Source organism: Herbaspirillum sp. SJZ107 (genome assembly GCF_006715485.1).
Taxonomy (GTDB): Bacteria; Pseudomonadota; Gammaproteobacteria; order Burkholderiales; family Burkholderiaceae_D; genus Telluria.
In genome coordinates this window covers 107,574-130,688 of the sequence record NZ_VFNH01000002.1, presented here as the reverse complement: position 1 = coordinate 130,688, position 23,115 = coordinate 107,574, and the positions used below count along the sequence as shown (strand labels likewise).

At 66.9% G+C, this 23,115-nt stretch carries 20 protein-coding genes; 7 read left to right on the top strand and 13 right to left on the bottom strand.

The window, feature by feature from the left end; genetic code table 11:
- Positions 1–54: 54 nt before the first annotated feature.
- Complete coding sequence (locus FBX97_RS10275; RefSeq protein ID WP_141831273.1) at positions 55–1,857, bottom strand: EAL domain-containing protein; 1,803 nt, start codon at positions 1,855–1,857, stop codon at positions 55–57.
- A gap of 101 nt (positions 1,858–1,958) precedes the next feature.
- The gene (locus FBX97_RS10270) at positions 1,959–3,761 is read right to left on the bottom strand and encodes an EAL domain-containing protein (protein ID WP_141831270.1); all 1,803 of its coding nucleotides are present in this window, start codon (positions 3,759–3,761) and stop codon (positions 1,959–1,961) included.
- A gap of 231 nt (positions 3,762–3,992) precedes the next feature.
- On the opposite strand from FBX97_RS10270, the gene FBX97_RS10265 reads away from it, so the two are divergent.
- Positions 3,993–4,760, top strand: a complete 768-nt coding sequence (locus FBX97_RS10265) for a GAF domain-containing protein (protein WP_141831268.1) — start codon at positions 3,993–3,995, stop codon at positions 4,758–4,760.
- Positions 4,761–4,776: 16 nt separating this feature from the next.
- On the opposite strand, the gene FBX97_RS10260 is transcribed toward FBX97_RS10265, so the two are convergent.
- Genes FBX97_RS10260 through FBX97_RS10250 form a run of 3 tightly spaced genes read right to left on the bottom strand, consistent with a single transcriptional unit; the run spans position 4,777 to position 6,663 of the window.
- Positions 4,777–5,160, bottom strand: coding sequence for a response regulator (locus FBX97_RS10260; protein WP_141831266.1), 384 nt, complete (start codon positions 5,158–5,160; stop codon positions 4,777–4,779).
- A 10-nt stretch (positions 5,161–5,170) separates the two neighbouring features.
- The gene (locus FBX97_RS10255) at positions 5,171–5,947 is read right to left on the bottom strand and encodes a 5'-3' exonuclease H3TH domain-containing protein (protein ID WP_141831264.1); all 777 of its coding nucleotides are present in this window, start codon (positions 5,945–5,947) and stop codon (positions 5,171–5,173) included.
- A 32-nt stretch (positions 5,948–5,979) separates the two neighbouring features.
- Positions 5,980–6,663: a glutathione S-transferase gene (locus tag FBX97_RS10250; protein ID WP_141831262.1), complete on the bottom strand. Its 684-nt coding sequence runs from the start codon at positions 6,661–6,663 to the stop codon at positions 5,980–5,982.
- 191 nt (positions 6,664–6,854) lie between these two features.
- Between FBX97_RS10250 and FBX97_RS30385 the strand changes: the two genes are divergently transcribed.
- From FBX97_RS30385 to FBX97_RS10235, 3 genes are all read left to right on the top strand, one after another.
- A complete protein-coding gene (locus FBX97_RS30385) occupies positions 6,855–8,444 on the top strand; it encodes a methyl-accepting chemotaxis protein (protein ID WP_141831260.1) in 1,590 nt (529 codons plus the stop codon).
- A 133-nt stretch (positions 8,445–8,577) separates the two neighbouring features.
- Positions 8,578–10,500, top strand: coding sequence for a CocE/NonD family hydrolase (locus FBX97_RS10240; RefSeq protein ID WP_141831258.1), 1,923 nt, complete (start codon positions 8,578–8,580; stop codon positions 10,498–10,500).
- Between the two features lie 71 nt (positions 10,501–10,571).
- Positions 10,572–11,465, top strand: coding sequence for a DUF72 domain-containing protein (locus tag FBX97_RS10235; RefSeq protein ID WP_141831256.1), 894 nt, complete (start codon positions 10,572–10,574; stop codon positions 11,463–11,465).
- Here the strand turns inward: FBX97_RS10235 and FBX97_RS10230 are convergent.
- The 4 genes from FBX97_RS10230 to FBX97_RS10215 form a co-directional block, all read right to left on the bottom strand.
- The gene (locus FBX97_RS10230) at positions 11,383–13,515 is read right to left on the bottom strand and encodes an ATP-binding protein (RefSeq protein ID WP_185748554.1); all 2,133 of its coding nucleotides are present in this window, start codon (positions 13,513–13,515) and stop codon (positions 11,383–11,385) included. The two genes, FBX97_RS10235 and FBX97_RS10230, sit on opposite strands and share 83 nt — an antisense overlap.
- Positions 13,516–13,601: 86 nt before the next feature.
- Complete coding sequence (locus tag FBX97_RS10225; protein ID WP_141831252.1) at positions 13,602–13,865, bottom strand: DUF6587 family protein; 264 nt, start codon at positions 13,863–13,865, stop codon at positions 13,602–13,604.
- Between the two features lie 2 nt (positions 13,866–13,867).
- Positions 13,868–15,757 carry a ferrous iron transporter B gene (locus tag FBX97_RS10220; protein WP_141831250.1) on the bottom strand — a complete coding sequence of 630 codons (1,890 nt, stop codon included), beginning with the start codon at positions 15,755–15,757 and terminating at the stop codon, positions 13,868–13,870.
- A gap of 14 nt (positions 15,758–15,771) precedes the next feature.
- Positions 15,772–16,038, bottom strand: coding sequence for a FeoA family protein (locus tag FBX97_RS10215; protein WP_141831248.1), 267 nt, complete (start codon positions 16,036–16,038; stop codon positions 15,772–15,774).
- Between the two features lie 249 nt (positions 16,039–16,287).
- Between FBX97_RS10215 and FBX97_RS10210 the strand changes: the two genes are divergently transcribed.
- The 3 genes from FBX97_RS10210 to bfr all read left to right on the top strand — a co-directional run bounded on the left by FBX97_RS10210 (position 16,288) and on the right by bfr (position 17,933).
- Positions 16,288–16,506, top strand: coding sequence for a bacterioferritin-associated ferredoxin (locus FBX97_RS10210; protein WP_141831246.1), 219 nt, complete (start codon positions 16,288–16,290; stop codon positions 16,504–16,506).
- Between the two features lie 207 nt (positions 16,507–16,713).
- Complete coding sequence (locus FBX97_RS10205) at positions 16,714–17,394, top strand: PepSY-associated TM helix domain-containing protein (RefSeq protein WP_141831244.1); 681 nt, start codon at positions 16,714–16,716, stop codon at positions 17,392–17,394.
- A 65-nt stretch (positions 17,395–17,459) separates the two neighbouring features.
- Positions 17,460–17,933 (top strand): bacterioferritin, encoded by a 474-nt coding sequence (gene bfr, locus FBX97_RS10200; RefSeq protein ID WP_141831242.1) that lies wholly within the window; start codon positions 17,460–17,462, stop codon positions 17,931–17,933.
- Between the two features lie 83 nt (positions 17,934–18,016).
- Here bfr and FBX97_RS10195 read toward each other — a convergent pair whose 3' ends face one another.
- Genes FBX97_RS10195 through FBX97_RS10180 form a run of 4 tightly spaced genes read right to left on the bottom strand, consistent with a single transcriptional unit; the run spans position 18,017 to position 23,110 of the window.
- Positions 18,017–18,967 (bottom strand): PfkB family carbohydrate kinase, encoded by a 951-nt coding sequence (locus FBX97_RS10195; RefSeq protein WP_255517413.1) that lies wholly within the window; start codon positions 18,965–18,967, stop codon positions 18,017–18,019.
- The gene (locus tag FBX97_RS10190) at positions 18,936–20,315 is read right to left on the bottom strand and encodes an MFS transporter (protein ID WP_141831238.1); all 1,380 of its coding nucleotides are present in this window, start codon (positions 20,313–20,315) and stop codon (positions 18,936–18,938) included. The genes FBX97_RS10195 and FBX97_RS10190 overlap by 32 nt, the downstream gene beginning before the upstream one ends.
- A gap of 9 nt (positions 20,316–20,324) precedes the next feature.
- A complete protein-coding gene (locus tag FBX97_RS10185; RefSeq protein ID WP_141831236.1) occupies positions 20,325–21,278 on the bottom strand; it encodes a PfkB family carbohydrate kinase in 954 nt (317 codons plus the stop codon).
- Complete coding sequence (locus FBX97_RS10180; RefSeq protein WP_141831234.1) at positions 21,275–23,110, bottom strand: alpha-amylase family glycosyl hydrolase; 1,836 nt, start codon at positions 23,108–23,110, stop codon at positions 21,275–21,277. Before FBX97_RS10180 ends, FBX97_RS10185 begins: the two co-directional genes overlap by 4 nt.
- Between the last annotated feature and the right edge of the window lie 5 nt (positions 23,111–23,115).

Sequence of the window (23,115 nt, the reverse complement as noted above, 5' to 3'; positions counted from 1 at the left end):
CCTATGAAACTTGGGTCCCTGCCTTCGCAGGGACGACGTATTTAAGGGTTCAGGTCAAGCGACGTTTGCGACGTCGCTCCGTCCAGCCAGCCAGTCCACGAACGCCCCCGGCGCCAGCGGCTTCGCATACCAGTACCCCTGCGCCTCGTCGCACGCGACGCCTTTCAGCACACCGGCCACCTCGGCCGTCTCCACGCCCTCGGCCACCACGCGGTGCCCCAGGTCGTGCGACAGCTTGATCATCGCCGATACCAGCGAACGCTTGCGCTCGTCGCCCTCGATGCCGCGCACGAAGCTCTGGTCGATCTTGACCACCTGCGCCGGCAGGCTTTGCAGGTAGGCCAGGCTGCTGTAGCCGGTGCCGAAGTCGTCGATCGCCATGTGCACGCCGGCAGCGTGCAGGTCGCGCATCGTGGCTTCGGCCACCTTCGGGTTCTTCATCAGCGCGCTTTCCGTGATTTCCAGTGCCAGGCTGGATGCCGGCAGGCCATGGCTGCGCAGGTTGTCGACGATGCGCGTGCAGAAGTCCGGTTCCAGCAGGTTGACGGCCGAGACGTTCACCGCCAGCTCCAGTTCCAGCCCGTCGGCACGCCATGCCGCCAGTTGCCGCATCGCGCAGCGCAATACCCAGTCGGTGGTGGCGCGCACCATCGAGGTCCGTTCGATGATCGGGATGAATTCGCCCGGCGAGACGTCGCCGAACTCCGGGTGGGTCCAGCGCAGCAGTGCCTCGGCGCCGATGCAGGCGCCGCTGACGAGGTCGACCTTGGGCTGGAACACCAGCCGCAGCTGGCTGTCCGCATCGGCACCGGCGGCGCCGTCCAATGCGGCCCCGAACGCGTTGATCAGCCAGAAGCTGCGCCGGTACAGCGCATCCTGCTCCTGCGAGAACACGGACACGCCGCGGTCCTGGTCGAACGCGTGCTGGGCGGCCGAATGGAGGTTGCGCAGCAGTTCGGCCGAGCCGGTCACGCCGATGGTGAACGGCGCCACGCCGATGCGTGCGGTGGTCACGAAGCGCGAGGTGACGGATGCGGCGCGCTGCACCAGCCAGGTTTCCATCTCCGCGCAGACGACATCGATGTCGGTGCCGGGCGCCGTGATGAAGGCGAATTCGGTCGGGGTCACGTGGTACACGGTACTGCCCGCACCGATGGTCTCGGCCAGCATGCGCACCGCTTCGCCGACCACTTCGTCGAGCCAGGTGGCGCCCATCGCGCGCAACGCGCTGCTGAGCTGTTCGGGACTGGCCAGGTTGAGCAGGCCGGCCACGCGCCGTTCGCCGGCCGGGCGGTCCTGGGTCAGGTCATTGAAGTCGTCGACGAACTGGGTGCGGTTGGGCAGCCCGCTGGCCGGATCGATCCGCCCCAGCGCATGCTGCAGCTCGATCTGCGCCATCACCATCGCGGCCATGTCACGCAGGGCCGCGCACTCGGCTTCGGTCACGTCGCGCGGCTCGGTGCCGAGCACGCACATCGAACCGAGGCAGTAGCCGTCGTTGGTAAGCAACGGCGCGCCTGCATAGAAGCGCACGCCGGCGCCGGCCAGCGGACTGTCGGCATAGAAGCTGTCGGCCTGCAGGTCGTTCACGACCACCATCTGCCCGCTTTCGGCAATGCGTGAGCAGGGCGCCTTCAGGCGCGGCAGCGATTCCTGCACGATGCCGACGCGCGACTTGAACCACTGGCGGTCGACGTCGGTGAGAGAGACGGCGGCCAGCGGCAGCCCGAACAGGCGCGACGCCATGCGCGTGATGCGGTCGAACGAAACGTTCGGTGGCGTGTCCAGAAGGTTCAGCCGCTGCAGGGCCTCGAGGCGGCTGGCTTCGGTGGCTGGATTGGAAGGAGATAGGCTCATGGCGTACTGTGGTGACATCGATCTGTTTGGCCCACCCGATTGTGCTCAGGTTATTTCCAAACGTCAACTAGTAGTTCCAATCGTGCACGCCTTTGTGCAATTCAGGCCAGTGCCAGCACCTCTTCCCGGCGCTCGGCAAACCACTGTGCGAATGCCTGCGGCGGCATCGGCCGCGCATACAGGTAGCCCTGGGCTTCGTCGCAGCCCACGCGTTCCAGCACGCGCATCACTTCCGGCGTTTCGACCCCTTCGGCCACCACGCGGTGCCCGAGGTCGTGCGCCAGCTTGATCATGGCCGAGACCAGCGAACGCTTGCGTTCGTCGCTCTCGATGCCGCGGATGAAGCCCTGGTCGATCTTGACCACTTGCACCGGCAGGCTTTGCAGATAGGTCAGGCTGCTGTAGCCGGTGCCGAAATCGTCGATCGCCAGGCGCACGCCGGCCGCGTGCAGCGCGCGCAGCGTGGCTTGCGCCACCTTCGGGTTCTGCATCAGGGCACTTTCCGTGATTTCCAGCGACAGGCTGGAGGGCGGCAGTCCGTGGCGGCGCAGGCCATCGATCACGCGGACGCAGAAGTCCGGCTCCAGCAGGTTGACCGCCGAGACGTTCACCGCCAGTTCCAGCTCCAGCCCTTCGATGCGCCACTCGGCCAGCTGGACCATGGCGGTTTCCAGCACCCAGTTGGTGACCGCGCGCACCATCGAGGTCCGCTCGATGATGGGAATGAATTCGCCCGGCGAGACGTCGCCGAATTCCGGATGGGTCCAGCGCAGCAGCGCTTCGGCGCCGATGCAGGCGCCGGTGGCGAGATTGATCTTCGGCTGGAACACCAGGCGCAGCTGGCCGTCGCGGCCGGGAATCGCGCCGTCCAGCGTGGCGCCGAACTCGTTGACCAGCCAGAATCGGCGCTGGTAGAGCGCATCCTGCTCCTGCGAGAACATGGAGACGCCGCATTCCTGGTCGAGGCCATGCTGCACGGCCGAATGCAGGTTGCGCAACAGGTCGGCATAGCCGGTGACGCCGACCGTGAACGGCGCCACGCCGATGCGCGCGGTGGTCACGAAGCGCGAGGTCAGCGAGGCAGCGCGGCGGCGCAGCCAGTTTTCGAGTCCGACGCAGAACTCGACCGGGTCGGTGCCGGGCCTGGCCACGAACACGAATTCGGTCGGCGAGATGTGATACACGGTGCTGTCCAGGCCGATGGTGGACTTCAGCATGCGCACCGCTTCGCCCACCACTTCGTCGAGGTAGCTCGGACCCATCGCGCGCAGCGCGTTGCTGAGCTGTTCCGGGCTGGCCAGGTTGACCAGCGCCGCCAGTCGTTCCTCGCCCTGCTGGCGGTCGGCCGTCATGTCCTGGAAGTCGTCGACGAACTGGTTGCGGTTGGGCAGGCCGCTGAACGGATCGACCCGGCCCAGCGCATGGCGCAGTTCGATCTGGGCCATCACCATTGCCGCCAGGTCGCGCAGGGCTTCGCGTTCGGGCTCGGTGATCGCGCGCGGCTCGGTCCCGAGCACGCACATCGCGCCCAGGCAATAGCCGTCCTGGGTGAGCAGCGGCGCGCCCGCATAGAAACGGATGCCGGATTCGGCCAGGATGCTGTCGCGGTAGTGGCAGTCCAGCAACAGGTCGGGAATGACCAGCATGTCACCCTGATCCGCCACCTGGCCGCACGGCGCCTTCATGCGCGGGATCGTATCGTGCTCGACGCCCACGCGCGACTTGAACCACTGGCGGTCGCTGTCCGTCAACGACACTGCCGCGATCGGCAGATTGAACATCTGGGCCGCCATGCGCGTGATACGGTCGAAGGCTTCGCTGGGCGGGGTATCCAGCAGATTCAGCTTGCGCAGCGCTTCGAGCCGGCTTGCCTCGCAATGCGGGCGGTGTAGAGGTAGATTCATGACGACCCGGACAGGGTAATTGACGGATTTGATTAAATAATTGAATTTGAGTGAATTTTGCCCATATAATTTCCGTTAGTCAACCCCAGTTTGTTATTCACCGTCATGTTTAACGTGCGATCACTAAAACAACAGATAGGATGATGGCAAGCACAATCAAATTCATCAATTTAATTGACGGAAATAGTTGATTTGCGGTAAAATATATTTACTTACATGTTCTAGTTCATCATGCATTCCCTTGCACACGACAACACCGAAGACCCCGTGTTGACGACTGCCGCAGCCGCACGGCTGCTGGGCGTCGCCGTCAGTACCACCCAGCTGTGGCTCGAAAGCGGCGCCCTGCCCTCCTGGAAAACACCGGGCGGCCACCGCCGCGTCAGGCTCAGCGCCGTCCTCAAGCTGCTCGAAGACCGTGCCCGCGAACGCCAGGGTGGCGTGCGTTCGGGACCTTTGAAATCCGTTCCGGCCCCGGTCGCAGCGGTGCCGGTCCCGGCCGCAGCGGCACCGCGTCCCCATCCGCTGCCGCTGGACGAGCCGGCGCGCCTGGCCGCGGTCGAGGCCAGCGGGCTGATCGATTCGCCGTCGGAAGACGTGTTCGACCGCCTGACCTGGCTCGCCACCCAGGTGACCGAATGTCCGATCGCGCTGATCACCGTGCTGGGCGAGCATCGCCAGTGGTTCAAGTCGCACATCGGCGTGGATTTCACCGAGACGCCGCGCGGCTGGGCGTTCTGCAACCACGCGATCGTGCAGGACGAACCCTTGATGGTGGAAGATGCGCAAAGCGATACGCGCTTCGCCGACAACCCGCTGGTCACCGGCAGCGCGGGCATCCGCTTCTATGGCGGCGTGACGTTGCGCGACGGCAGCGGCCAGCCGCTCGGTACCCTGTGCGTGCTGGACCGCGAACCGCGGCGCCTGCGCGACCGCGAACTCAAGGCGCTGGAAGAATTGGCGACGATTGCCTCGGAAGAGCTGGCACGCAGGACTTGATCCGATAGCACGTTCGTCAGGTCGCCTGGTGCTTCTTGACGATCGAAATAATCGTATTGCGCACCGTGCGCAGCACGGTGTCGGCCTTGAACGGCTTGACGATGAAGCCGTGCACGCCGCGCGCCAGCGCGGCCTGGATTGCCGCCGCATCCAGCGTACCCGACACCATGAACACCAGCGTCTTGGGCAGGTTCGCGCGCAGCTGCTCGACGATGTCGCTGCCGTCCTCGACCTGCTCGCGCGCGATGCAGACGAAGTGGGGGCGGTGCTTGAGCGCGAGCGCATAGGCAAGCGCGCTGGTGTGGCCCTGGCCGGCCACCTCGTAGCCGCCGTCGGTCAGCACGGTGTTGAGCAGGCCGCGCGACACCGCACTGGCGTCGATGATAATCGCCTTGAGCATGTGATTCCTTTCAGTGTGCGTCGTAGGCCAGCATCTTCCAGGTCACGCCCAGCCGCACGTCGGTCTTCAGTTGCACCAGCCGGCGCGACAGCGCCAGGATCTCGCGCCCGGCGCGCAGGCGTTCGCCGAGCGGCGTCTTGAGGATGCCGGCGCCGGCCATGACGGCATCCAGGTCGCCGTAGGCATTCAGCAGGCGTGCCGCGGTCTTCATGCCGACCTTGTCGACCCCGGGCACGCCGTCGGTCGGATCGCCCATCAGCGCCAGCAGGTCGAGCATGCGCTCGGGCGCGACGCCGAAGCGCGCGCGCACCCAGGCATCGTCGTGCCACTCGCCCTTGAAATGATCCCACACCAGGGCGCCGTCCGCTATCAGGCAGTGCAAGTCCTTGTCGGTGGTGGCGACGATCGCCTCGCCGCGCCCTTCCGCCAGCCAGCGCGTGACGCCGGTGGCGATCACGTCGTCGGCTTCCACTTCCGGGATCGTCACCACGTGCAGGCCGACCTCGCGCAGGCGCTGGTGGAAGCCCGGCAGCGCATCGCGCAGGTAGGACGGCATCGGCGCCCTGCCCTCGCGGTAGCGCGGGTACAGCGCATGGCGCCAGTTATTGCCGCCGTAGTCGAAGGCGGCCAGCACATGGGTCGGCGCATGCGCCTCCAGCACGTTGCGGAACGAGGACAGCGCATGGCGCAGCGCGATGCTGGCCTTCAGGTCCGAGTCCGGCTCCGGACTGGCCTCGTACACGCGGCGCACGATGTTCAGGCCGTCAATGGCGAGCAGCTTGGCCATGTCGGGGTGATGTTCCTTGCTTATGACTATATTTATTTGACGAAATCGTACTTGCCGCCGCGTTCGAGCGCCTGGCGGTAGGCCGGGCGCGCATGGATGCGTTCGAGGAAGGCGACCAGGTTCGGATAGCGTCCATCCAGCCCGCCACGCGCCGCGGCCGCTTCCAGCGGGAAGCTCATCTGGATGTCGGCCGCCGAGAACTGGCTGCCGGCGAACCAGGTGCGCTTGCCCAGCTCCGCTTCCAGGTAGCCGAGGTGGCGGTCGATCTGCGGCTGGACGAAGGTACCCAGCACCTTGCCGGCGATGCCGCGCGCGATCGGGCGCACGAAGAACGGTGCCGGGCCGTTCGCCACGCGGTCGAACACCAGCTTGAGCAGCAGCGGCGGCATCATCGATCCCTCGGCGTAGTGCAGGAAGTAGGTGTACAGCAGGCGCTCGGGCGTGCCCGGCGCCGGCGCCAGGGCCGAACCTTCCGCGCCCACGCCGTGGCGTTCGATCAGGTACTCGACGATGGCGCCCGATTCGGCCACCACAGTGTCACCATCGCTGATCACCGGCGACTTGCCCAGCGGATGCACGGCACGCAGCTCGGGCGGCGCCAGCATCGTCTTCGGGTCGCGCTGGTATTTTTTGATCTCGTAGGCCAGGCCGAGTTCCTCCAGCAGCCACAGGATGCGCTGGGAGCGGGAGTTGTTCAGGTGGTGGACGATGATCATGGTCAATTCCAGCTCGGAAAATGGCGCTAGCTTAGCACTGTTGTGCAAATACCCAAAGACATCAGCAAATCTGACAATTTATATTGTGAACAAGCAACTTGTTGTTATACTTGCCTATTCTCCCTGATAGATCGTCAATTTCGGTTCAATTACCCTTGAACTGCCGATAACTTGCGCCCCTACCCTCCGCCATGTTCCTATCCCGACTCAACATCTCGCAAAAACTGGGTCTGCTGACCCTGATCACCGGCATCGGCATCCTGGCCGTCGCTGCCGTCTTCCTGCTCTCCGAACGCCGCCTGATCGAAGAAGAGCGCGGCCGCACCGTGCGCCAGGCCGTCGAAGTCGCCAGCGGCGTGGTGACACGCTACCAGCAGCTCGCCGCCAGCGGCGCCATGCCCGAAGCCCAGGCCAAACGCGAGGCGCTGGACGCGCTGCGCGGCCTGCGCTACGACGGCCAGGAGTACTTCTGGGTCAACGACATGCAGCCGCGCATGCTCATGCACCCGATCTCGCCCAAGCTGCAGGGCCAGGACCTGAGCGCCAAGGCCGATCCCAACGGCCTGCACCTGTTCGTGGCCATGGTCGACCTGGTACGTGCCCAGGGCGGCGGCTTCCTGTCGTACATGTGGCCGAAACCGGGCAACGAGGCGCCGGTGCCCAAGCTGTCCTACGTGAAAGGCGTACCCGAGTGGGGCTGGGTGCTCGGCTCCGGTGTCTACATGGATGCGCTGGACGCCGTGTTCTGGCCGCGCGTGTGGATGTTCTCGGGTGCGGCGCTGCTGCTGTCCGGCGTGCTGATGCTGGTCGGCCACCTGATCTCGCGCAGCATCCGCGGGCCGCTGTCGAGTGCCGTGCGCCTGGCGGGCCAGGTCGCGGCGGGCGACCTGACCACCGCGATCGAGGCGCATGGCGACGACGAAACGGCGCGCCTGCTGCGCGCGCTGCGCGACATGAACGACAGCCTGTCCGGCATCGTCGGCGAAGTCGACAACGGCATCCGCACCATCGCCAGCGCTTCCAGCCAGATCGCCAGCGGCAACCAGGACCTGTCCAGCCGCACCGAGGAGCAGGCCGGCTCGCTCGAAGAGACCGCGGCCACGCTGGAACAGCTGACCGGCGCGGTCCAGCAGAACGCCGGCAATGCGCGTCATGCCAGCGGCCTGGCCTCGGAAGCGGCGGCAGTGGCCCAGCGCGGCGGCACCGTGGTCGAGCAGGTGGTCAGCACCATGGATGCGATCGACGCTTCGGCGCGCCGCATCGCCGACATCATCGGCGTGATCGACGGCATCGCTTTCCAGACCAATATCCTGGCCCTGAACGCGGCGGTGGAAGCGGCGCGCGCCGGCGAACAGGGGCGCGGCTTCGCCGTGGTGGCATCCGAGGTGCGCAGCCTGGCGCAGCGCTCGGCCACCGCCGCGAAGGAAGTGCGCACCCTGATCGACGATTCGGTGGCCAAGGTCGGCGCCGGCGCCAAGCTGGTGACCGAGGCCGGCGGCACGATGCGCGAGATCGTCGCCAGCGTCACCCGCGTCAACGACATCATCGGCGAGATCGCCAACGCCGGCGAACAGCAGCAGGCCGGCATTGCCCAGGTCAACCAGGCGATCGCCGAGATGGACAACGCGACCCAGCAGAATGCGGCGCTGGTCGAGGAAGCCGCGGCGGCGGCGGCGTCGATGAACGAGCAGGCGCGCCACCTGGGCGAGGTGTTCAGCGTGTTCAAGGTGCACGGCGCCGAGGTGCAGGGCAAGCGTCCGCGCACGCTGCTGCCGGCCTGACGCTTCGGCCCGGGCGCCCCTGACGGGGGGCCGATCACAGGCGCGGATTGCAGGCGATCTTCAGCTTCGGTACTATGCTTCGATGCAACTTTTAACCAGGTTGCAGCTTGCCCAACCGTCCTGGAGATCCCTGATGCCGCGCCTGTTGTCCCTGTCCGCCCTTTCCCTTGCTTTGTTCACCCTCCACGGCGCCACCCCGGCCCAGACGGCGCCGATGGCGCCCGACATCCCCAGCGCAAAATTCTCCACGACGGTCCCGAACGCCGACTACGTCAAGCAGGAGTTCATGATCCCGATGCGCGACGGCGTCAAGCTGTACACCGTGGTCGTGATCCCCAAACAGGCAACGGCGGGCGCGGCCAAGGCGCCGATCATGCTGACCCGTACCCCGTACAACGCGGCGCGCCGCGCCGGCCGCATGAAGAGTCCGCACATCAGCTCGATCCTGGGCGACGGCGACGATGCCTTCATCGAGAACGGCTACATCCGCGTGTTCCAGGACGTGCGCGGCAAGTACGGCTCCGAAGGCGACTACGTGATGACGCGCCCGGTGCGCGGCCCGCTCAACAACACGCAAGTCGACCACGTCACCGATGCATACGACACCATCGACTGGCTGGTGAAAAACATCCCGCAGTCGAACGGCAAGGTCGGCATGGTCGGGTCCTCGTACGAAGGTTTTACCGTGCTGATGGCGCTGGCCGAGCCGCACCCGGCCCTGAAGGCGGCAGTGCCGATGAGTCCCATGGTCGACGGCTGGCGCGGCGACGACTGGTTCCACAACGGCGCCTTCCGCAATCCGAACCTGTCGTACATCGCCAGCCAGAACTCGGCGCGCGGCGAAGGCCAGCAGATCGTCACCGGCACCTGGGACGACTACGACGCCTTCTTGCGCGCCGGCTCGACCGCCGACTTTGCGCACATGTACGGCGTCGACCAGCTGAACTTCACGAAAAAACTGTTCGAGCATCCGGCCTACGACAGCTTCTGGCAGGAGCAGGCGCTCGACCGCATCCTGGCCAAGCGCCCGTTGACGGTGCCGACCATGACCGTGGTCGGACGCTGGGACCAGGAAGACATCTACGGCGCCTACGCCACCTATGCCGCGGTGGAGCCGAAGGATACGCAGAACAAGCTGAATTCGCTGGTGGTGGGCCCATGGCGCCACAGCGGCGTGAACTACGAGGGCTCGTCGCTCGGCGCCCTGAAATTCACCGGCGACACCGCCCAGCAATTCCGGCGCGAGGTCATGCTGCCCTTCTTTAACCAGTACCTGAAGGATGGCGCGCCGGCCTTCGACACGCCGCCGGTATGGTCGTACCAGACCGGCGTCAACCGCTGGCGCCGCCTCGATGGGTGGCCGCTGGCACAGGCGTCCACGCCGCTGTACCTGAAGGCCGGCTACGGACTCGGGTTCGAGAAAGGTGACGCCAAGGCCGCCGCCTACGACGAATACGTGTCCGACCCGGCCAAGCCGGTGCCCTTCGTGCCGCGTCCGGTGCGCATGGGCGAAGGCACGGTGTGGAAGCCGTGGCTGGTCACCGACCAGCGTTCCTACTCGGACCGTCCGGACGTGCTGACCTACGTGACCGCACCGCTCACCGCGCCGCTGCAGCTGGCCGGCCAGCCGATGGTCAACCTGTTCGCCTCGACCAGCGGCACCGACAGCGACTGGGTCGTGAAACTGATCGACGTCTACCCGGACGAAGTCGCGGCCCAGCCGGAACTGGGCGGCTACCAGCTGCCGATCGCGATGGACATCTTCCGCGGCCGCTACCGCCAGGGCCTGGACAAGCCGGCCGCGATCCCGGCCAACAAGGCCGAGCGCTACCGCTTCGCGCTGCCGAACGTCGACCACGTGTTCCTGCCGGGCCACCGCATCATGGTGCAGATCCAGTCGAGCTGGTTCCCGCTGTACGACCGCAACCCGCAGACCTTCGTGCCGAACATCTTCCATGCCAAGCCGGGCGACTACCGCAAGGCCAACCAGCGCGTCTACCACGCGCCGGGCATGGACAGCGCGATCGAGTTGCCGGTCGTGAACGCGGCACGCTGATCCAGGCCGCTCGAGCGGGCACGGTTCGGCAGCGCACCGAGCCGTGACGGCCCGCCCCCTAAGATCGGGGGATGGCAATCCACATCGGCATCTCGGGCTGGCGCTACGTGCCGTGGCGCGGCGTGTTCTATCCAGCGGGCCTGGTCCAGGCGCGCGAGCTGGACTACGCCTCGCGCTTCCTCCCCACCATCGAGATCAACGGTTCCTTTTATTCGCTGCAGCGGCCCGCGAGCTACGCGGCCTGGTACGCGGCCACGCCGCCGGGCTTCGTGTTCGCGGTCAAGGGCAACCGTTTCATCACCCACATGCTCAAGCTGCGCGGCATCGAAACGCCGCTGGCCAACGTGCTGGCTTCGGGCATGCTGGCGCTGCGCGAAAAACTCGGCCCGATCCTGTGGCAGTTCCCGCCGCAGCTGCGCTTCGAGCCGGACAAGATCGAATCCTTCCTGCGCCTGCTCCCGCGCGATACCGGCGAGGCACTGGCGCTGGCGCGCGGGCACGACGACAAGATGATCGGCCGCGAATGGCTCGAGATCGACGCCGTGCGCCCGCTGCGCCACGCGATCGAGATCCGCCACGACAGCTTCCGCGACGACGCCTTCATCGCCCTGCTGCGCAAATATAACGTGGCACTGGTGGTGGCCGACACCGCCGGCAAGTTCCCCAACGACGAAGACGTGACCGCCGACTTCATGTACATCCGGCTGCACGGCGAGCACGAGCTGTATGCGAGCGGCTACGAGGACGATTCGCTGGCGCGCTGGGCGGAGAAGATCCGCTTGTGGAGCGAGGGAAAGCAGCCGCCGGATGCGCGGCTGGTTTCACAGGCGGCGCCGCCGGCGGCGCCGAGCCGCGATGTGTACTGCTACTTCGACAACGACATCAAGGTGCGGGCGCCGTTCGATGCGCGGCGTTTGATGGCCCTGCTGGATCTGGCGTGGCCGGATGATCCGCCGCCACCTTGAACGTGACGGTGAACACGCTGCCGTGCCCGAGGCCGTCGCTGTGCACGGTCACCGTGCCGCCATGCAAGGTCATGATGGTTTTCACCAGGGCCAGGCCGATGCCCAGGCCACCCTGGGCCCGGTCCGGCGACCGCTGGGCCTGCGTGAACAGGTCGAATACATGCGGCAGCAGCTGGGCGTCGATGCCGACGCCGTCGTCACGCACGCTGATCGTCACCGCCGCCGCCGCGTGCCCGACCAGCAGCGCGATGCGGCCGCCGTTCGGCGTGTATTTCGCCGCATTGTTGAGCAGGTTGACCACGACCTGCACCAGCCGATGCGGATCGCCGAGAATGCGCGCCCCGCCGGCGTCGCCTTCGACCGTCAGCGCATGGCCGCGCGCTTCGATCATGGGCCGCGACTGCTCGACGGCATTCGCCACGATCGTCATCGGGTCGAGCACGGACGTATCGAGCTGGACCAGGCCCCGGGTCACGCGCGAGACGTCCAGCAAGTCGTCGACCAGCGACGTCATGTGCCGCACCTGGCGGCTGATGACGTCGCTCGCCCGGCGTACCCGTTCTTCGTTGGCGGTGCCGATCCTGAGCATGTCGGCCGCAGCCGAAATCGGCGCCAGCGGATTGCGCAGTTCATGGGCCAGCATGGCCAGGAATTCGTCCTTGCGCCGGTCCTGCTCCTGCAGGGAACCGTAGAGCCGCGCATTCTCGAAGCCGTTCGAGGCGATCGAGGCGAGCTGCACGAGGATGGCCTCGTCTTCTTCGGTGAACTCGCCTTCGATCTTGTCCGAGGCCTGGATCAGGCCGATGTTGCGGCCGGCACGGTCGATCAGGGGAACGGCCAGCCAGCCGCGCATCGGCGGATGGGCGTGGGCATGGCTGCCGAACCCCTTCCACGCCGGATGCGCTTCCAGCTGCGCCTGGGTAAAGCGCATGACCTGGTTGGTGCGGCAGACCTCGGCATAGATGCCGCTGCCGTCGGTCTTGACCGCATAGTCGCGGAACGCGGCGTATTTGTCGGACAGCGAGACCGCGGTAATGCCTTGCGCCCAGCTGTCGCTTTCGGTCAGCGACACCACCGCCTGGTGCACGTCGAGGATGTCGCGCACCTCGTCCACCAGCGCGTTGGCGATGCCGTCGCTGGCCAGTGCCGTATGCAGGGTGCGCGAAGCCTGCGCCACCTTGGCCAGCAGCGCGGCATTGCGCTTTTCGCGCTGCAGCCGCTGGACGACCTCCGCCTGCGCCATGACCTTCTCGTGGATATCGGTATTCGCGCCGATCCATTCGCGGATCGCGCCGTCGGCGCCGAACAGCGGCACGCCTTTCACGGCCATCCAGCGGTAGCTGCCGTCGGGGCGGCGCACGCGGTATTCGGTCTCGAACACGGAGCGCGCGGCCACGCAGGCTGCCCACAGCGTCCTGGTTTTCTCGCGGTCGTCGGGATGCACCGCATCCAGCCACCCGAATTCCTTCCACTCCTCGTAAGTCTGGCCGGTAAACGCACGCCACGACGGCGAATCCTCCTCGACGCGGCCATCGGGGGTGTTGGTCCAGACGATCTGCGAGGTTGCCATGACCAGCGAGCGGAAGCGTTCTTCGCGCATGCGCAGGGCGGCTTCCGTCTCGACGCGCTCGGTGATGTCCTCGTGCATCAGCATGACTTCGAGAATATTCCCGGCAGGGTCCTTCACTGCATGCGCCTGGGCCGTGACCCAGCGTACCGGTCCGGCACCGCCGAACGCCGCCACGTCATAGCGGACGGCAGGCAGCCGCACCGACTCGCCGGCAAACGCACGCCGCAGCAGCGCCGCGATGCCGTTGTCGATCAGCTGGGGATCCGTGAGGACGTTGTACTCGCCGATGACGTAGTCCCAGAGCGCGGCGCCTTCGTGGATCTGCCATAGATCCTTCCACGCCTTGTTGACGCGCAGCGTGCGCCCGTCCGGTGCCAGTATCTGGATGCTGACCGGCGCCTGGTCGAACAATTCCCGGAACCGGATGTCGGGACTGGCCGGGTGTGCGGTGCTGGGCAAGGGCGCAGGTTCGGAGGGCATGGTTTCAGGAAGGTGAACGAAGGGCAACATCATGTCACAGTTTCACCAACTGCGCCCGGCCTCGCCTCGGACCGCGGGGCCGCCGTTCAGCGCTTGACGTGCAGCTGGATGACCTTGCGGCCCTTCGCATCGGTTGCCGGCAGCGGCTCGGTCTCGCAGCTGCCGCAGGTATCGCAGCCGCTGCCGCAGCTGCCATCCTTGTCCAGCCACTTGGCCACCCGGCCGTTGCCCTGGCCGCGGTCGCGCAGCTTGTAGACCAGCTTGCGGCGCCAGGCGACCGGCAGGTACTTGCCGCCGGCATAGAGCGCGGCGAGCAGCACGATGACGGCGACGACAAGGTACTGGACCATGCTTAACTCACCAGCGCCCGCGCGGCGTGGAAGGTGATGAACGACGCCGCATACGCCAGCGCGAACATGTAGCCCGCCATCAGGAAGGCATAGCGCGAGCTGCCGGTTTCGCGGCGCACCACCGACAGGGTCGACAGGCATTGCGGCGCAAACACGTACCAGGCCAGCAGCGACAGCGCGGTCGGCAGGCTCCAGGACGCAGCGATCAGCGGTGCCAGCGAGCCGGCCACGTCGTCGCCGGCGGCGGACAGCGCGTACACCGTGCCGAGCGCGCCCACGGCGACTTCGCGCGCGGCCATGCCCGGCACCAGCGCGATGCAGATCTGCCACCCGAAGCCGATCGGCTCGAAGATCACGGCCAGCGCGCGGCCCAGCATGCCGGCGATGCTGTAGTAGATCGGCGGGTGGGTCGCCCCTTCCGGCGCGCCCGGGAAGCTGGACAGGAACCAGACCAGGATCATCAGCGTCAGGATGATGGTACCGACGCGCATCAGGAAGATCTTGGCGCGTTCCCACAGGCCCAGCGCCAGGTTCTGCAGGTGCGGCCAGTGGTAGGCCGGCAGTTCCATCATCAGCGGATGCTGGCCCTTGGCCCCCATGCTGCGCTTGAAGAACCAGGCCACCGCCATCGCGCTGACGATGCCGGCCGCGTACAGGATGAACAGCACCAGGCCCTGCAGGTTGATGCGGGCGCCCAGCTCGCGGTGCGGGATGAAGGCGGCGATGATCAGCGCATACACCGGCAGGCGCGCCGAGCAGGTCATCAGCGGCGCGATCATGATCGTCACCAGGCGGTCGCGCGGGTTCTGGATGGTGCGCGCCGCCATCACGCCGGGAATCGCGCAGGCGAACGAGGACAGCAGCGGAATGAAGGCGCGCCCGGACAGCCCGACGCCGCCCATCAGGCGGTCGAGCAGGAAGGCGGCGCGCGGCAGGTAGCCGCAGTCCTCGAGGATCAGGATGAAGAAGAACAGGATCAGGATCTGCGGCAGGAACACCAGCACGCTGCCGACGCCGCCGAAGATGCCTTCGACGATCAGGCTGCGCAGCGGGCCGTCGGCCATGCTGGCACCGACCCAGGTACCGAGGCCCTCGACGCCGCTCTTGATCAGGTCCATCGGCACCGCGGCCCAGCTGAACACGGCCTGGAACACCAGGAACATCAGCACCGCCAGGATCACCGGCCCGGCGACCGGATGCAGGACCACGCGGTCGATCGCCTCGCTCAGGTTGCCGGTGTCCTTGTCGAAGCTGACGGCGGCGTCGATGATGCGGCGCACCTCGCGCTGGGTCTGCTCGACCGGGACCGCGTCGATCGCCTGCAGCGGCTGCGGCTGGACGCGGTGGTCGAACGACATCGTATCGAGTGCCGCCAGCAGCGCCTTTTCGCCGCCGGCCTGCACCGCCACGGTTTCCACCACCGGCATGCCCAGTTCTTTGGACAGACGTGCGCTGTCGATCTCGATGCCGCGCTTCTTGGCGACGTCGACCATGTTCAGGGCCAGCACCATCGGCAGCCCAAGGCGCTGGATTTCCAGCACCAGGCGCAGGTTCAGGCGCAGGTTGGTGGCGTTGACGACGCAGACGACGGCGTCCGGCGCCTGTTCGCCGGCGCGCAGGCCGGCCACCACGTCGCGCGTGATCGCTTCATCGGGGGTGTGGGCCGACAGGCTGTAGGCGCCGGGCAGGTCGAGCACGCGCAGCGGCTTGCCGCCGGGCAGCGTGAAATGGCCTTCCTTGCGCTCGATGGTGACGCCGGCGTAGTTCGCGACCTTCTGGCGCGAGCCGGTGAGGCGGTTGAACAGTGCGGTCTTGCCGCAGTTCGGATTACCCAGCAGGGCGATGACGGGCGTCCTGGTGGCCGCCCGGACCTGCTGTTCTACTGCTCCCATTATGTATGTTCCATTTATTCCGGCTGGATCGAGATCAGCGCTGCCTCGAAGCGGCGCAGGGCGAAGGTGGACTGGCCGACCTTGACCGCCAGCGGCCCGCCGGGCAGGCCGCCTTTCAGCATGCGGATGCGTTCACCCGGGACGAAACCGAGTTCCATCAGGCGGCGCGAGACGTCCGCACCGGAAGCGTCCGCGAGCGAACCCGGCGCGAGAGTGATGACGGTGGCGCTCTGGCCGGCCTTCAGGGCGTCGAGCGTGGTCAGGGTGGGTGCAAGAGTCATGATTCGCTTCCAGTGGTGAGACGTAGCGCTGATGAGACAGATATGTGCATCATAAACCTAAATGCGAATTATTTCTATTTGCGCTTTGTCTACTTCGGTTCACCCAGCGTTGGATATGCATGTGCGCGCAACAAAAACGCTTGCATTCACTACTTAACTTCTGGAGAATACAAACCCGAATGAGAATGATTCGCATTATAGGTCAGACAACGCTGGCCTGCTGCGAGACTCCGAAACGGAACCGAAACCATGATCGTCTGCGTCTGCAACAACATCTCCGACCGTGAAATCCGCCAGGCCGTCGACCTCGGCCTGACCTCGATGGCCGACCTGTACAAGGAACTCGGCGTCGGCACCTGCTGCGGCAAGTGCGTCAGCTATGCCCGCGAAGTCATGAACGAACACCTCGACAGCAAGACCACCGTCACCGAACTGCGCCGCACCCCTGCCGGCGGCATGGTGGCATAAACACACTAAATAACAGCGTCTAACAAAACCTTCAGGGCAAGGCGCAGCGTCGAAGACAGTACGTTAGTACGGCGAGACGATGCAACGCCGTCCTGGAGGTTTTGTTAGGCGCTGCAATATTGCATCGCACATATCGATGCTTATTCCGGCCGGGTTGCGCCGGTCTTGGTAGTATGTGATATCCATAGCAGCCAAGCCGCGAGTCTTATGCCTGTTATCCCGTTCCGCTCACCAAGAACGCCTTTCAAGGTCGAGCCCCCGCCCACACCCACGCGCCGTGCCATCGTCCTCAAGTGGCTGCGCAAGATGCACGGCTGGATCGGCCTCTGGGGCGCCGTGCTTGGCCTGCTGTTCGGCGGCACCGGCATCCTCCTCAACCACCGCGCCGTACTGAAAATTCCCGCCGCCCAGGTCCAGGAAAGCACGGTGCAGGTGCCGCTGCCCACGCCGGCGCCGGCCACCCCGCAGGCGCTGGCCGCCTGGCTGAAATCCTCGCTCAAGCTGGAACCGGATGCACGCCGCGTGCTGGCCGAACCGGCGCGTCCAGTGGCCTGGGGCGACCAATCCGTGGTGCAGCCGCCACGCTGGAGCGCCAGCTTCGCGTCGCCGTCCGGCAACGTGCAAGCCGAGTACTGGGTCGGCAACAGTTACGTGACCCTCAAGCGCAGCGACAACAACGTCTTCGCTACCCTCACCAGCCTGCACAAGGGCGTCGGCATGGGCGTGGGCTGGATCCTGCTGGTCGATACGCTGGCCGGCTCGATCATCCTGCTGTCGCTGTCGGGCGTGGTGCTGTGGGCACTGACCAACCGCCGGCGCACGATCGGCGTGGCGATCGGGGTGGTGTCGCTGCTGGCGGCCGGCGGACTGGCGCTGACGGCGCTGTAAACACCGGCCCAAAAGCCCGGCCCGGTTTGCTATGATGCTGCCATCACTCACCGTAAAGGCACTCCATGAAGGGCGATCCCAACATCATCCGGCTGCTGAACGCGCAGCTGACCAACGAGCTGACCGCAGTCAACCAGTACTTCCTGCATGCGCGCATGTACAAGCACTGGGGTTTCACCAAGCTCGGCAAGAAGGAATACGACGAATCGATCGGCGAAATGAAACACGCCGACCGCCTGATCGACCGTATCCTGATGCTCGACGGCCTGCCCAACCTGCAGGCGCTGCACAAGCTGCTGATCGGCGAATCGGCCCAGGAAATGCTGGAATGCGATCTCAAGCTGGAGCGTGCGGCGCAGATCACGGTCAAGGAAGGCATCGCCGCCGCCGAGGTCGCGCATGACTACGTGTCGCGCGACCTGCTGCTGGATATCCTCGAGGATACCGAAGAGCATATCGAATGGCTGGAGACGCAGCTGGACCTGATCGTCAAGGTGGGGATTCAGAATTATCTGCAGTCGCAGATCGGCGAAGTGTAAGACTTTTAGCTGGCCTAAAGACCGTCGCCCCTGCGCAGGCAGGGGCGACGTTTTTACGTTGGCGGAGCAAACAGGCTGCGTGCTTACACGGCGCTCACGCCGCCCGCCAGCCAGCGCCGCGCCCACTTGTCATAGAAACCCATATCCTGCGGCACCGCCCCGGTCACCGCACAGATCGCCCCGGCGAACTCGTTCGCCCGCGCCAGCGTCAGTTCCAACGGCCAGCCGCGCGCCCGTCCCAGCAGGAAAATCGCCGAGAAGGCATCGCCCGCCCCCACCGTATCGATGACGTAGGGCGGCACCGGGTTGTCGCGGTTGGCGACCAGGCTGCCGTCGCTGCCGAACCAGACCGAGCCGCGGTGGCCCAGGGTCACGATCAGGGCTTCCAGTGCAAACCGGTCCATCATGGCGCGGCAGGCTGCGTGCACTTCCTCGGTCGACATCGGGGTATCGTCCGGCGCGATCTGGAAGTACCAGTGGAACAGCGCCTGCAGTTCTTCCTCGTTGACCTTGACGATGTCGGCCGCCTGCAGCGCGGCGCCGACGATCGCTTCGTCGGCCTGGCCCTGGAACAGGTTGAGGTCGAGGAAGCGCTTGGCCTGCGGCGCGGCCGCCAGCACGGCCGCCAGGGCCTGGCGCGAGCGCTCGCCGCGCTGGGCCAGGGTACCGAAGTACACGATGTCCGTATTCGTGCCGGCCACGGCGGCGGCGGCCGCCTCGGGATCTATGAAGTCGTAGGCCTGGCGCGGCAGGAGGACGCTGCGCGCAGACGAGCCCACCCGCGCCGCCGTCCGCTCGACGGCGACCCGGCCGGTCTCTTCCATCGTATCGACCTGCAGCCCGGTTTCCGGCATCACGAAGCGTTCGAACTCCGCGCGCACGGCCGCGCCGTTGCGGTCGTCGCCGATGCGCGTGATCAGCAGCGGCGGCGCCATGAAGGCCGCCAGGTGGCGCGCCAGGTTGAACGGGGCGCCCCCCAGCCCGGAGGCGTCCGTGCCATCCTCAACCAGCACCTCGCCGAACACTATCGCCATCCCGCTCCAAGTCCGCATACACGTCTTCCGTTCGCTCGATTGCACCGCCGGCATTGTAGCGCACCAGCCGGACCGCCATCGCGGCGCAGACCAGCAGCACACCCGCCAGGCGGATCACGTTTTCGGGATTGCCGCCCAGCCAGCTGTGATAGTACAACGGCAGCGTGAAGATCTGGATGATCATCGGGATCACGATGAACATGTTGAAGATGCCCATGTAGACGCCGGTGCGTTCCGGCGGCAGGCTGGACGCCAGGATCACGTAGGGATTACCCATGATGCTGGCCCACGCCAGGCCGATGCCGACCATCGGCACCAGCAGCAGCACCGGTGAATCGATGTGCGGGATGGCCAGCATGCCGGCGCCGGCCAGCGCCAGGCACACGCTGTGCACGACGTGCGGACCGTGGCGGCGCGCGAACGGCACCAGCGCAAACGCGGCCAGGAAGGCGACGAAGTTGTAGAACGCGCCGATCTGGCCGTTCAGCAGGCCGGCGTCGCGGAAGCCCGGGGAAGCGGCATCGCTTGTGCCGAACAGCGTGCGCGCCAGCGACAGCGTGATGAACTGCCAGTAGCAGAACATCGCGTACCACTGGAACAGCTTGACCAGCGCCAGCTGCTTCATCGTGGGCGGCATGTCGCGCAGCGCCGCGCCGATCTCGGCCAGCGTGTGGCGCCAGCCGGCCGGCGCAGCGCGCATTGCCGCCAGCGTCTCGGCCGGCAACGGGTCCTCGGGCGTCGTGCGCACCGACCACAGGACCGACACCAGCGAACAGACGGCGCCGATGAGGAAGGCGGCCACGACGACCTGCGGGATGTGGCTGCCGTTGACGGCATCCTTGTCCATCCCGATCCACACCAGCAGCGATGGGGTCAGGTAGGCCAGCGTCTGGCCCAGTCCCGTGAAGGCGCTCTGCGTCAGGAAGCCGAGCGAATGCTGGCTGGCCGGCAGCTTGTCGCTGACGTAGGCGCGGTAGGGTTCCATCGTGACGTTGTTGGCCGAGTCGAGGATCCACAGCAGGCTGGCCGCCATCCACAGCGTCGGGCTGTACGGCATCAGGAGCAGGCCGATGCTGCACAGGATGGCGCCGATCAGGAAATACGGGGTACGGCGCCCCCAGCGGCTGACGGTGCGGTCGCTCATGGCGCCGATCAGCGGCTGCACCAGCAGGCCGGTGACGGGGCCGGCCAGCCACAGGTAGGGCAGGCTCGCCTCGTCGGCGCCGAGATACTTGTAGATCGGGCTCATGCTGCTCTGCTGCAGCCCGAAGCTGAACTGGATGCCGAAGAATCCGATGTTCATGTTGACGATCTGCCAGAACGTCATGCGCGGCTTGAGCGGGGACATCGGTTCTCCTCAGGCGTGGAACCAGCGTTCGATGAAGGGACGATAGAAAGCCGTGTCGGCCGGCACCGCGCCGACGATGCCGCAGACGGCACCGGCGAATTCGTTGGCGCGGGCCAGCGTGAGGTCGAGCGGCCAGCCGCATGCTCGGCCCAGCAGGAACACGGCGGAAAAGGCGTCGCCGGCACCCACCGTGTCCGCCAGTTGGGGCGGCCGCGCCGGCAGCGGCGTGACGTGGTAGGCGCCGTCGGCGCCGAAATACACGGCGCCGCGCGGTCCCAGCGTCACGATCAGGCCGGTCAGCTTGAACACGCGCAGCAGGATCGCGCACGCGCGCCGCACCTCGGCACTGTCCATGTCGTCGGTAGTCAGGCGCGTGTGCGTGTACCAGCCGAACAAATCCAGCAACTCCTCTTCGTTGACCTTGACGATGTCGGCCGCATGCAATGACGCGAACACGCACCGTTCGGTCACGTGCCCGGCGCGCACGTTGAGGTCCAGGTAATGGCAGGCGGTGTCCGCCGCCAGCAGCCCGGTCAAGGCGAGGCGCGACTGCGGCTCACGCTGGGCCAGGGTGCCGAAATACAGCGTTCCGGGCGCGGCCGCGGCCAGGGCGGCCATGGCCGGTCCGGCTTCGATCGCATCGTAGGCCTGGTGCGGCAGGATCGTGAAACGGTGGTCGCCGCCCTTGCCGTCGGTGCAGCGTTCGACGCTCACGACGCCGGTCGGCAGCGCGCCATCCACCTGCAGCCCGGCCATGGACAGGCCGAAGCGCTCGAACTCGGCGCGCATGCGGACGCCGTTCTCGTCCTGCCCGATGCGGGTCAGCATCAAGGCCTCCTGGCCCAGCGCCGCCAGGTGGCGCGCCACGTTGAAGGGGGCGCCGCCCAGGACCTGGCGGTCGCCGAAATCGTCGACCAGCGCCTCGCCGAACACGGCGATCGCGGCCTGCTTCGGATGTGTCATCGCGCTTCCTCCATGGTGTCGCCCAGGTGCCGGCCGCTGCGCCGGTCCAGCCAGGCCTGGTCCCATGGCTCGAGCGCCAGCGTGCCGGCGCCGCCGAGCGCCTGCAGGTCGACCACCAGCGTGCGTGCCGAAAAATTGAACAGGGCCAGGACATGCTCGCCGCGCGCCAGCGCCAGCAGCGCCGGGTCGGCGGCGTCCAGCGCCGTGCACGGCACGCCCGCGGCCAGGTCCGGCAACTGCCGGCGCAGGCGGATCAGGCGGCGCAGGCCGGCATGGGCGCGCCCGGTCGGGCTGGCCAGGTCGTGGCGCTGCGCCGCGCGCGCCTCGTCGAACGGCGCGCGCTGGATCCAGCGGCTGTCGTGCGCGCGCGCCGGGTCGTCGCGGTAAGCGTGGTCGTTCGGCATGGCCAGTTCGTCGCCCATGTACAGCACCGGCAGGCCGCCGAAGCACAGCGCCAGGCCATGCACGAGCAGCAGGCGGCGCAGCGCGAGTTCGATGGCCTGGTCCGACGTGGCCGCCTCCAGGCCGCTCAGGGCGGCTGCGGTGCCGTTGGTGGCAAGGCCGCCCTGGAATCCGACGCCGTCGGCATAGCCGGCGCCGTCGTTATAAAAGTGCGCGACCCCGGCCAGGCGCTCGAGGCTGCCCGCCTCGGCCAGCAGGTGCTTCCAGCCGATGTCGTCATGGCAGCGCACATAGGTCAGCCAGCTTGCGCCCGGCGGCAGCGGCGGCGTGGCGGCAGCCACCGCGCGCACCAGGCTCGCATCCTGCTCGGCCAGCGCGGCCCAGCCGGCCGTCATCAGGGTACTGTGGTAGGCCAGGTGGCATTCGGGCGCGTCGGCACTGCCGAAATAGCCGGGCAGCTCGCGCGTCGGCACGATCGCCTCGGCCTTCAGCAGCACGCCGGGGGCGGCGATGTCGACCAGGGCGCGCAGCGCCTGCAGCAGCAGGTGCGCCTCGGGCTGGTTCATGCAGTCGGTGCCGAGGCGCTTCCACAAAAAGGCGGTGGAATCGAGGCGGAACACTTCGATGCCGCGGTTGGCCAGGCGCAGCATGGCCGTCGCCACCGCCGCGAACACCGCCGGGTTGGCGTAGTTCAGGTCCCACTGGAACGGATAGAAGGTGCTCCACACCCAGCCGCCCATGGCCGGCACGTGGGTGAAGTTGCCGGGCGCCGCCTCGGGGAACACCTGGCCCAGGGTACGCTCGTAGGCCGCGGCCGCGTCGCGGTCCAGCACATGGAAAAAGTCACGCAGGCCGGGGTCGCCGGCGGCCGCGCCCTGCGCCCACGGATGATCGTCCGCCACGTGGTTCAGGATCATGTCGGCACACAGGCTGATACCCGCCTCGCGCAGCCGCGCCGTCAGGTCTTCCAGGTCGGCCATGCTGCCCAGGCGCGGATCGACTTCGTCGAAACTGGCGACCGCGAAGCCGCCGTCGCTCTCGCCGGCGCGCGGGCGCAGGAAGGGCAGCAGGTGCAGGTAGGTCACCCCCAGTTCGCGCAGGTGCGGGATACGCGCCGCCGCGCCGCGCAGGTTGCCGCCGAAACGGTCGGCGTAGGCACTGTAGCCGAGCATGTCCGGGGAACAGAACCAGTCCGGGCGGTCTTCGCGGGTGGCGTCGAGCGCCTGCAGCGTGGCCGGGCGCGCCGCCATCAGTTGCCCGACCTCGGCCATCAGGCCGTCGAACCAGGCGGCGTGGCCGGGCAGATGGCCGTACAGCCGTTGCAGGCGGTCGCCGAGCACGGCCTGGCGGCGCGCGAAACGCTGCTGCGCAGCGGCGTGCTGGTGCGCGGGTAATGCGTCGAGCAGTCGACGCAAGGAAGTGGACATCATCAAGG